The organism is Brooklawnia sp. (genome assembly GCF_049651565.1).
Lineage (GTDB): Bacteria > Actinomycetota > Actinomycetes > Propionibacteriales > Propionibacteriaceae > Brooklawnia.
In genome coordinates, this window is the sequence record NZ_JBASCI010000203.1 from 1 (window position 1) to 10,734 (window position 10,734).

At 69.7% G+C, this 10,734-nt stretch carries 8 protein-coding genes; 5 read left to right on the forward strand and 3 right to left on the reverse strand.

The genetic code is table 11. The features are described from left to right. Positions 1-121: 121 nt before the first annotated feature. Positions 122-844, reverse strand: coding sequence for an amino acid ABC transporter ATP-binding protein (locus tag WBL05_RS09520; RefSeq protein WP_424225471.1), 723 nt, complete (start codon positions 842-844; stop codon positions 122-124). Positions 845-904: 60 nt separating this feature from the next. Here WBL05_RS09520 and WBL05_RS09525 point away from each other — a divergent pair, with 60 nt between their 5' ends. The 5 genes from WBL05_RS09525 to ettA all read left to right on the forward strand — a co-directional run bounded on the left by WBL05_RS09525 (position 905) and on the right by ettA (position 8,319). Beyond that, a complete protein-coding gene (locus tag WBL05_RS09525; protein WP_424225473.1) occupies positions 905-2,458 on the forward strand; it encodes a PrsW family intramembrane metalloprotease in 1,554 nt (517 codons plus the stop codon). Between the two features lie 42 nt (positions 2,459-2,500). Continuing rightward, positions 2,501-4,360 carry a GTPase gene (locus WBL05_RS09530; protein WP_424225474.1) on the forward strand — a complete coding sequence of 620 codons (1,860 nt, stop codon included), beginning with the start codon at positions 2,501-2,503 and terminating at the stop codon, positions 4,358-4,360. Further along, entirely contained in the window at positions 4,357-5,994 is a 1,638-nt protein-coding gene (locus WBL05_RS09535) for a GTPase (protein WP_424225476.1), read from the forward strand. The genes WBL05_RS09530 and WBL05_RS09535 overlap by 4 nt, the downstream gene beginning before the upstream one ends. A 126-nt stretch (positions 5,995-6,120) precedes the next feature. Beyond that, positions 6,121-6,531: a single-stranded DNA-binding protein gene (locus tag WBL05_RS09540; protein WP_424225478.1), complete on the forward strand. Its 411-nt coding sequence runs from the start codon at positions 6,121-6,123 to the stop codon at positions 6,529-6,531. A gap of 102 nt (positions 6,532-6,633) precedes the next feature. Continuing rightward, complete coding sequence (gene ettA, locus WBL05_RS09545; RefSeq protein ID WP_424225480.1) at positions 6,634-8,319, forward strand: energy-dependent translational throttle protein EttA; 1,686 nt, start codon at positions 6,634-6,636, stop codon at positions 8,317-8,319. A gap of 147 nt (positions 8,320-8,466) precedes the next feature. On the opposite strand, the gene WBL05_RS09550 is transcribed toward ettA, so the two are convergent. Continuing rightward, positions 8,467-8,958 carry a VOC family protein gene (locus tag WBL05_RS09550; protein ID WP_424225482.1) on the reverse strand — a complete coding sequence of 164 codons (492 nt, stop codon included), beginning with the start codon at positions 8,956-8,958 and terminating at the stop codon, positions 8,467-8,469. 58 nt (positions 8,959-9,016) lie between these two features. After that, positions 9,017-10,734, reverse strand: a 1,718-nt coding sequence (locus WBL05_RS09555) for an FAD-binding and (Fe-S)-binding domain-containing protein (protein ID WP_424225484.1), incomplete at its 5' end; no start/stop codon positions are given.

Genomic DNA, 10,734 nt, shown 5'->3' on the forward strand with positions numbered 1-10,734 from the left:
CCGGCCATCGACTCCGCATCGAACAGATCCCGCTGATCCCGCGATCGCCCCTGCACACGACCAAGGCTCCCGCACCCGGCCCCACCACCCGGGCACAGACACGCACTTGTTCAGCAGTCTCCTAGAGGTACCGGTCCAGGAACTGCCTGGTCCGCGGGTGCTCTGGGGCGCCGAACAACTGGTCAGGCGGGCCCTCCTCGACGATCTGCCCCTCGTCCATGAACATGATGCGGTCGGCCAGCTCACGGACGAAGCCGATCTCGTGGGTGACGACGACCATCGCCATCCCGTCGTCGGCGAGCTGCGAGATGACGTCCAGTACCTCGCCCACCATCTCGGGGTCGAGCGCGCTGGTCGCCTCGTCGAACAGCATCACCGAGGGTTCGAGGGCGAGCGCCCGGGCGATCGCCACCCGTTGCTGCTGGCCGCCGGAAAGTTCGTCGGGCATCGCGTCCGCCTTGTCGAGCAGGTTGACCCGGGCCAGCAGGCGATGCGCCCGCTCCACCGCCGCCTGTTGGGACATCCGGCCCAGCTCAACCGGGGCCAACGTGATGTTCTGGGTAACGCTCAGCCGCGGGAAAAGGTTGAAGCGCTGGAAAACCATCCCGATGTGCTGCCGCACCTGGTTGACGTCGACGTCCGGAGCGGCGATGTCCCGGCCGCAGAACAGCACCTGCCCGCTGGTCACCGGCTCAAGCCGGTTCAGGCACCGGAGGAAGGTGGACTTGCCCGACCCCGATGGGCCGATTATGCCCACCACCTCACCCTCGTCGAAGCTGGTGGTGATGCCGCGCAGCACCTCCAGATCACCGAAGGACTTGTGCACTTCCCGGGTTTCCAGCATGGCCCGATCCTGCCACGCGGGCCGGCAGGGTTGTCCGGGACGCCGGGTAGTCTTTCGGGCATGAGCGCTGATGCCGATGTCTGGCGGCCACCCGCTGCCACCGCGCCCGTCCGGGCGACCGGGCTCGGCGCGGCAGCGCACATCACCAAGGCGTCCAACGGTGTCCGGGACGCCGGCGTCGAACCGGCCGCCCAGTACCGGCTGGCCCGTAACGGGCTGGCGGTGCGCAAGGACGCCAGCCTCGGCTGGTGGCGGCGCAACCTGGTGCGCAATCCCTACGCCTGGCTCACTGCTGGACTCACGATCGTCTACGCGGTGCTGCTGTTCTCGGTGTACCAGACCATCGGCAACGGCCTGATCGAGGAGGTCGCTGCGGTCACCGAGGAGGCGTACGGGCAGCCGACCATCCTGACCTGGCCGCAGATCAACGAGGCCTACCTGCTGGTCGCGAGGATGGCGGGGATCACCCTGGGGGTCTACCTGCTGATCCTGCTGTTCATCGACCGGTTGCGGCCCACCACCTGGACGATGAAGTGGCTCGCCCTCGGTTGGGGCGCGGCAGCTTCGGTGTTCATCTCGTTGCACGTCAACACCTGGGCGGGTGAGTTGATGCGCGCCGAAGGGCCGGTCGACCCGGCCCAGGGCGCCCGGTCGGCCATCTTCTCGGCGCCCTTCGTCGAGGAGGCGGCCAAGGCGACGGTGCTGTTCGGCCTGGCGATCCTGATGCGGCGGCGCATCGTCGGCGTCCACCAGGTACTGACGCTGTCCAGCCTGTCAGCGCTCGGCTTCGCGTTCACCGAGAACATCGTGTACTACCTGCGGGTCTACCTGTACTCGGTGACGATCTACCAGACAGAGGCGGAGGCCGAGCTCGCCGAGGTCGTCTTCATGCGTGGGGTGGCGACGTCCTTCGGCCATCCGCTGTTCACCGCCCTGATCGCGTTGGGGCTGATCGTCGCGTTGGTGAACCGCAGCAAGCTGGTGCGGGTGCTCGCGCCGGTGGCCGGTTACCTGGCGGCGGCGTTCGGGCACATGCTGTTCAACGGGATCGCTTCGGTCAGCAACGACACGATGATCCTGATCGTGGGCGGCTGGATCGCAGTGGCCGTCCTGGTCATCTACACGATCTTCCGCTACGTCCACCAGGTCAGGAACATCAAGGCCAGGCTCGCCGAGTACGTCCAGCTCGGCTGGCTGCAGGAATCCGATCCGCACGAGTTCAGCCGCATCTTCGGCCGCTGGCGGATGGCATTGTCGGCGTTCCTGCGCGGGCCCCGGGTGTTCCGGGCCACGCTGCGACTGCAGCGCATCCTCACCGAACTTGCCTACCTGCGCGAGCAGGAGTTGCGCGGCATCGTGGACGCGATGGCCATCGAGCGGCAACGCGAGCTGATTCTGGCGGCCGGTGAGGCCCGGGCGTGGGCCATCGACCACACCGCCGGGGTTCGGTTCATCCCGCCGGAGTGGGGGGAACGGTGGCGAGCGTTCACCCAACACCTCCGGGACGCCCGGGCGCAGCGCCGCGCGCGGCAGCAGCCGGCACCGCAGTGGGCCCCACCAACCGGCGCCCCAGTTGGGGCGGGCACCGGGAGTTGGCCATCTCCGACGCGCTGACATGCCAAAGTTGGGGGCAGATCGAATCAGTCAGGAGGAAAGATGGTGCTGGCGGCGTCGCTGGCCGAGTTGCGTGCTGCCCTCGACCAGGCCCGGCTACCGCTCGACCTGCCCGATTCCAGACAAAGTGCGTCGGTCGCCCGTCAGATCGTGGTGCAACTGGACGACTACGTGCTGCCCAGGCTGGTCAACCTCGAAGCACCCCTGCTGGCGGTGATCGGTGGCTCAACCGGGGCGGGCAAGTCAACCCTGATCAACTCGCTGGTGGGCCGGGTGGTCTCGGAGACCGGCGTGATCAGGCCGACCACCCGCTCCCCGGTGCTGGTATACAACCCCGCCGACGAGCACTGGTTCGCCGACGAGCGGATCCTTCCGGGTCTGGTGCGCTCCCGGGTCGCCAGTCAGGACCAGCGCTCACTGCAGTTGGTGGGTGAGCCGACCCTGCCGCCCGGACTGGCGCTGCTGGACGCCCCCGACATCGACTCGGTGGTCGAGTTGAACCGGGTGCTCGCCACCCAGTTGTTGGACGCCGCCGACATGTGGCTGTTCGTGACCTCCGCCGCCCGGTACGCCGATGCGGTGCCGTGGGAGTTCCTGCTGACCGCAGCCGAGCGCGGGGCGTCCATCGCGGTGGTGCTCGACCGGGTGCCGCCGGGCGCGATGAACGTGGTGCCGCGCGACCTGGGCCGGCTGATGACCGAGCGGGGGATGGCCGAGGCGCCGCTGTTCGCCGTCCCCGAGACGATCGTCGACCACCAGGGCTTGCTGCCGGACGCCGCAGTCGCCCCGATCCGTACCTATCTGGCGACGCTGGCCGCCGACAAGGACGCCAAGGAACGCGTGGTGCGCCGGACCCTCTACGGCGCGATCGCCTCGCTGACCTCACGGGCCCCCGAGGTGGCCGAAGCCATCGACGCGCAGCTGGCGACCGCCGAGCAGTTGCGCGGCGACGCCGAACAGTCCTACGCCGAGGCCGCCCGTACGGTCAGCGTGCAATCCGCCGACGGCACCCTGCTGCGCGGCGAGGTGCTGTCGCGCTGGCACGACTACGTCGGCACCGGAGACCTGATGCGCAGCCTCGACCAGAAGGTCAGCCGGTTGCGCGACCGGGTTGTCGGCTTCCTCACCGGCAACGCCCAGCGCGCCCAGCAGGTTGGGGTGGCTGCCGGTAGCGGTCTGGAGGCGCTGATCAGCGGCGAGGGCGAGGCCGCCAACGAGCGGATCGTGCTGTCGTGGCAGGCGCACCCCGCCGGCCGGCAACTGCTCGACCAGCACCCCGAACTGCTGCAACCCAGCGCCGAGTTCCCGCAGACGGTGGCCCGGACGATCCGCAACTGGCAGTCCGACGTCCTCGAGCTGGTCAGCAAGGAGGGCGCCGGCAAGCGAACCACCGCCCGGATCGCCGCCTACAGCGTCAACGGCGTCGGGGCAGCCCTGATGCTGCTTATCTTCGTCAACACCGGCGGTATCACCGGCGCCGAGGGTGGGGTCGCCGCCGGCACCGCAGTGCTCGCCCAGCGGCTGCTGGAGTCGGTCTTCGGTGACGAGGCGGTCCGCAAGATGGCGCAAACCGCCAAGCAGGACCTGGATGCCCGGGTGGAAGGGCTGATGGCTCACGAACTGGGCCGGTTCAGCCGGGTCATCGACCAGCTTCCGGTCGACCGTGACCACTCCGACGCGATCCGGCACGCGGTCGCGGCCGTCGCCCGCGACCAGGAGACCGACGGGCCGACCAGCCAGGTGGACCGGGCGGCGGCGTCCAACCGAACCCCGGAACTCACCACCGGCGAACGCGAGCCGGTTCAGGCCGGGGCGTCCCGGGTCGAGATCACGATGGCCGATGCTGCCTCAGCGGAGGTGGTGGACGCCGAACTGGTGCCCGAAGAGGGAGCCGGCCGGTGAACGGGCCGCGCCGCGACCGGGGCTCGCTGGCCGAACGGGTCGCCAACCTGTCCGAGGCCGCCGAACTGGCAGCCGGCCGGGTGGAGCCGGCCGCGGTCGAGGAGGCCCAGCGGGTCATCAGGCAGGTGGACCGCAGGCTGGAGTTCGCCGGCGACGACACCATCATCGCGCTGGCCGGCGCGACCGGCTCCGGCAAGTCCAGCCTGTTCAACGCCATCTCCGGCACCCGGCTCGCCGAGCCCGGCCTGAAGCGTCCCACCACCAGCAAGGCGATGGCCTCGTACTGGGGCTCCGAGCTGCCCACCGACCTGCTGGACTGGCTGGACGTGCCGCGCCGCCACCTGGTGCGGGGTGACGACCCGGGGCTCAACGGGCTGATCCTGATGGACCTGCCGGACCACGACTCCACCGAGACCGCCCACCGCCTCGAGGTCGACCGGCTGGTGCAGCTGGTCGACATGCTGGTCTGGGTGGTTGACCCGCAGAAGTACGCCGACGCCGCCCTGCACAACAACTACCTCAAGCCGCTGGCAGACCACTCCGACGTGATGCTGGTGGTGCTCAACCAGGCCGACCGGCTCAGCACCGACCAGTTGCGGCAGGCGATGCGCGACCTGCGCAAGCTGCTCGACTCCGAGGGCCTGGGCGACGCCCCGGTGGTGGCGGCCTCAGCGCTCACCGGGATGGGCGTCGAGTCGCTGCGCAAGACGATCGCCGCCGCGGTGAAGGGCAAGCGGGTGGCTGCTGACCGGTTGTCGTCCGACGTGGCCAGGGCGGCGCACGACCTGCGCGACGCCTACGGTGCGGCGCAGGTGCCGCAGAAGGTGCCGGACGCCCGGGCCCGCCAGCTCAACCAGTCGCTGGCCGAGGCGGCCGGGGTCGATATCGTGCGGGACGCCGTCGCGCAGTCGATGCGGCATCGCGGGACGCTGGCCACCGGCTGGCCGGTCACCGCCTGGCTGAGCCGGTTCCGACCCGATCCGCTGCGGATGCTGCACCTGGACACCGCGCTACCCGGGCGGCGTCGGCGCAAGAGTCGTGAACTGGAACCGGTACAGGTACAGCGAACAAGTCTGCCGACAGCGGGCGGGGTGCAGAAGGCCCGCGTCGACACCGCGCTGCGGGGGCTGGCCGGGGACGCCGCGAAGGGTCTGCCGCCACGATGGGCCGAGGTCGTCCGCGAGGCCACCGTCGCCCACCGCGACGTGCTTGCCGACGAACTCGACCAGGCGGTCGCCACCACCGATCTGGCGATGGACCGCGGACAGGGTTGGTGGAAGGCGGTCACGGTGCTGCAGTGGCTGGTCTTCATCGTCGCGGTCGTCGGCGGCGGCTGGCTGCTGGCCGACCTGGTGCTGGCGTACCTGCAGTTGCCGACCCTGCCGAGGGTGCTGGTGGGACGCCTCCCGCTGCCCACGGTGATGCTGCTGGGCGGCGGGCTGGCCGGCATCCTGATCGGGCTGCTGGCCCGGATCGGCGTCGAGGTGGGAGCGCGGGCGAAGGCGGCGCGCGCCGAGCGGGCACTGGTCAGGTCGGTGACCGACGTCGCCGACCGGCTGGTGATCGCGCCGGTGAACCAGGAGCTGGGCCGGTTCAACCAGGGCCGTGAGCACGCCACCCGGGCGATGGCCTGACCGCCTGCTGACCGGGCGCAAAGTTCCGAGCCGCCGAGTTGTCCACAGCTTCTGCCGGATCTGCCCGGCTCGGGCACTGACCGCTGAGGATCGGGCCCCAACACACAGCGAAGTGAAGGAGCACCAATGGACGCAACGATCACAGTCACCGGAAACCTCGGCACCGACGTCGAATACCACCAGGGCGACGGATTCAGCAAAGCCAACTTCCGGATGGCCAGCACACCCCGGCTGCGCCGCGGGCAGGAGTGGGTGGATGGGTACACGACCTGGTTGAACGTGGAGTGCTCGAACCGGATCGCCGACAACGTCCGCGACAGCCTCGCCAAGGGTGATCCGGTGGTGGTCTGCGGCCGGCTGCGCACCCGGGTCTGGGAGGCCCAGGGCACCAAGCACGAGCGGATGGTCATCGAAGCCCACTCCATCGGCCACGACCTGAGCAGGGGGACCACCCAGTTCCTCCGCAACCCGGTACGCAGCGACGCCGAGGCCGACGAAGAGGTCGCCGAGGTGCAACTGGCCGGCCAGCCGGCCTGAGGCCACCGCGCGCAACCGCGGTGGGGTTATGTCCGGGCCTCGGGCATAATGGGACGGGTTCCCGCCTCCCTGTCTTTCGAACGAAGGAAACGCGCGCCGAAAATGGCTGAGTTCATCTACACCATGCACAACGTCCGCAAGACGATCGGCGAGAAGCTCATTCTCGACAACGTCACGCTGTCCTTCTACCCGGACGCGAAGATCGGTGTCGTCGGGCCCAACGGCGCCGGCAAGTCGACGCTGCTCAAGGTGATGGCCGGCCTGGAGCCGATCAACAACGGCGACGCCCAACTCGCCAAGGACGCCACCGTCGGCATCCTGCTGCAGGAGCCCCCGCTCACCCCGGGCAAGACGGTGCTGGAGAACGTGGAGGAGGGCGTTGCCGAGGTCAAGGGCATGATGCGCCGCTTCAACGAGGTCTCCGAGGCGATGGCCGACCCCGATGCCGACTTCGACACCCTGCTGGCCGAGATGGGCGAACTGCAGACCGAACTGGACGCCCGCGACGCCTGGGACATCGACTCCCGCCTGGAGCAGGCCATGGACGCGCTGCGCTGCCCGCCGCCGGACACCATTGTTGATGTGCTGTCCGGCGGTGAGCGGCGCCGGGTCGCGTTGTGCAAGCTGCTGCTCGAACAGCCCGACCTGTTGCTGCTGGACGAGCCCACCAACCACCTGGACGCCGAGTCGGTCAGCTGGCTGGAGGGCCACTTGAAGAGCTACCCGGGTGCGGTGCTGTGCATCACCCACGACCGGTACTTCCTCGACAACGTGGTCGGCTGGATCTGCGAGATCGACCGCGGCCGGCTCTACCCGTACGAGGGCAACTACTCCACCTACCTCGAGACCAAGCGCAAGCGACTGGTCATCGAAGGCCAGAAGGACGCCAAGCGCGCCAAGATCCTGGAGCGCGAGCTGGAGTGGGTGCGGTCGTCCCCCAAGGCCCGGCAGGCCAAGAACAAGGCCCGCCTGGCCCGGTACGAGGAGCTGGCCGCCGAGGCCGAACGCAACCGCAGGATCGACCCGGCGGAGATCAACATCCCGCCCGGTCCCCGGTTGGGCAGCCTGGTGCTGGAGGCCAAGGGCCTCACCAAGGGCTTCGGCGACCGGGTGCTGATCGAAGACCTCAGCTTCAACCTGCCGAGGGCCGGCATCGTCGGCGTCATCGGCCCCAACGGGGTCGGCAAGACCACGCTGTTCAAGATGATCGTCGGCGAGGAGCAGCCAGATTCGGGCACGCTGCGGATCGGCGACACGGTCAAGATCAGCTACGTCGACCAGAGCCGCGGCGGGCTCGACCCGACCAAGAACGTCTGGGAGGTCGTCTCCGACGGGCTCGACCACCTGAAGGTGGGCAACTTCGAGATGCCCAGCCGGGCCTACGTGGCGTCCTTCGGGTTCAAGGGCCCCGACCAGCAGAAGCCCTCGGGTGTGCTGTCGGGCGGTGAGCGCAACCGGCTGAACCTGGCCCTGACGCTCAAGCAGGGCGGCAACCTGCTGCTGCTCGACGAGCCCACCAACGACCTGGACGTGGAAACGCTGCAGAGTCTTGAGGACGCGCTGCTCGAGTTCCCCGGCTGCGCCGTGGTGATCTCCCACGACCGCTGGTTCCTCGACCGGGTCGCCACCCACATCCTGGCCTGGGAGGGTGAGGACTCCGACGGCAGCCCGCGCTGGTTCTGGTTCGAGGGCAACTTCGCCGACTACGAGCAGAACAAGGTGGCCCGGCTCGGTGAGGAGGCGGCGCGTCCGCACGCCAGCAAGCACCGCCGCCTGACCCGTGACTGATCGAGGTCACCTGAGCCGCATGGCCCGCCGCCCAGTGGCGTCGACCTGCGCGGAGGCGTGGGCCAAGGTTGGCGAGAGCTGGTCCCTGGAGCCATTGGCGCAAGTGCGGGTAGCGCACGGTCCGCAAGCCAGGCGGCCGGCCTTCTGCTAGCTGCGACCCTCGAACGCGGCCTGCAGGGGCGCAATGTCGAGTTTCACCATGGTCAGCATGACCTGGGTTATCCGGGCCACCGCCTCGGTGTCGTCGGAGGTCATCCACTCGGTCATCTGGCGCGGCACCACCTGCCAGCTGAGCCCGAATCGGTCCTTCAACCAGCCGCACTGACCCTCGACCCCGCCGCCGGCGAGCAGCGCCTCCCACAGGGCGTCGAGTTCGGCCTGATCACTGACCTCGGCGATGAACGAGATCGCCTCATCGAAGGGGAACGCGGCGCCACCGTTCAACGCGTTGAACGGCCGCCCACCCAGTTCGAAGTCGACGGCGAGCGCGGTGCCCTCCGGGTAGGGACCGCCGGCCTGCCACCTGATGGTGCGCACGATGCGGGAGTCGGAGAACAGCGAGACGTAGAAGTTGGCGGCCTCCTCGGCGTTACCGTCGAACCAGAGGCTGGGCGTGATCGGCGAGCGGAGCTGCATCATGTCGTCCAAGCGTAAGCAGCGTCGCGCTGACGGCAAGACCTCAGGTCAGCGCGGCTGACTAGACGTGCGAGGCGAGCAGCTCCGCCAGCGTCATCGCCTGGCTGCCCTCCAGGTCTGCCACCTGCTTGCGGCAGCTGAAGCCGTCGGCGAGGACGATCGCCTCCGGCCCGGCCGCCCGGATGGCGGGCAGCAGGTCGTGCTCGGCGACCTTGACCGAGACGTCGTAGTGGCCCCGCTCGACGCCGAAGTTGCCGGCCAGTCCGCAGCACCCGCCCAGGCTGACCACCAGCGCACCGGTGCGTTCCAGTAGGTCGGCGTCCGCCTGCCAGCCGAGCACCGATGAGTGGTGGCAGTGCGGTTGCGCGACGATGGTGTGCCCGGCCAGGCTCGGCGGACGCCAGTCGTCCAGCGAGCCGAGCAGCTCGGCCAGCGTCTGAATGCCAGCTGCCACCTTGTTCACGCGCGGGTCGTCGGGTAGCAGCTCCGGGGCGTCCGAGCGCCACACCGCCAGGCAGCTCGGCTCCATGCCGACGATCGGGATGCCCTGCTCGGCGATCGGCGTCAGGACGTCCAGCGCGTGCCGCAGCTGCCTGCGGGCACCATCGAGCTGGCCGGTGGTGATCCAGGTCAGACCGCAGCATGCGTCATCCGAGATCACCCGCGGGGTGAACCCTACCGTGACAAGCAGCTTCAGCAGCGCCACCAACTGGCCGCCGGCGAAGGCGTCGGTGAACGAGTCCACCCAGACCGCCACCGGGCCGCGGTGCGCCGACGCCTCGGCCAGCTCATAGCGCTGCTGGCTCGCGGCCGCCCCCGTCCTGAACCGGGGCATTGGACGTCGCTGGTCGACCCCGGCGACCGCCCGCACCAGGTGCTTCAGCCCCGGGGTCTGCAGGGCGAAGTTGGCCAGCGCACCCAGCCGCAGCCTGGTGGCCAGCCGGCCCCAGCGCGGCAGCCAACCGAGCGCGTAGTGAGGGAGCGGCCGCAGCCGCCCCCGATGCTTCTCGTGCAGCACCCGCGCCTTGTACGCGGCCATGTCGACCCCGGTGGGGCAGTCGTGCCGGCAACCCTTGCAGGCCAGGCACAGATCGAGGGCCTCGGCCACCTCGGCGGACCGCCAGCCGTCACCGACCAGCGTGCCGTTGATCATCTCCTGCAGGACACGGGCCCGGCCGCGGGTGGAATCCTTCTCCTCGCCGGTGGCCTGGAAGCTGGGGCACATCACCGCGCCAGAGCGGGTGGTGTCGGCCCGGCACTTGCCGACTCCGGTGCACTGGTGCACGGCGAGGTTGAACTGGGGGTACGCCACCGCCATCGGCGAGCGTCGGGTCTCGGCGATCCGGACGTTCCTGGCCAGCGGCTCAGGGTCGACCAGGACGCCGGGGTTGAGCAGGTTGTCGGGGTCGAACAGCTGCTTGACCTGCCCGAACAGCCTCAGGGCGGCCGGGCTGTACATCAGCGGCAGCAGTTCGCTGCGCGCCCGGCCGTCACCGTGCTCGCCCGACATCGAGCCGCCGTAGCGGGCCACCAACTCTCCGGCGGCCAGCATGTAGTCGTGCAGCACCTGGGTGCCGTTGGGCTGGTCGAGGGGGAAGTCGATGCGGCAGTGCACGCAGCCCTCACCGAAGTGCCCGTAGGGCAGGCCGTGCAGCCCGAACCGGTCGAGCAGCGCTTCGAAGTCGCGCAGGTAGGCGCCCAGCTTGTCGGTCGGCACCGCGGAATCCTCCCAGCCGGCGTGGGCCGGCTTGTCCAGCGCGGCTGCGGCCAGCCCGGCGG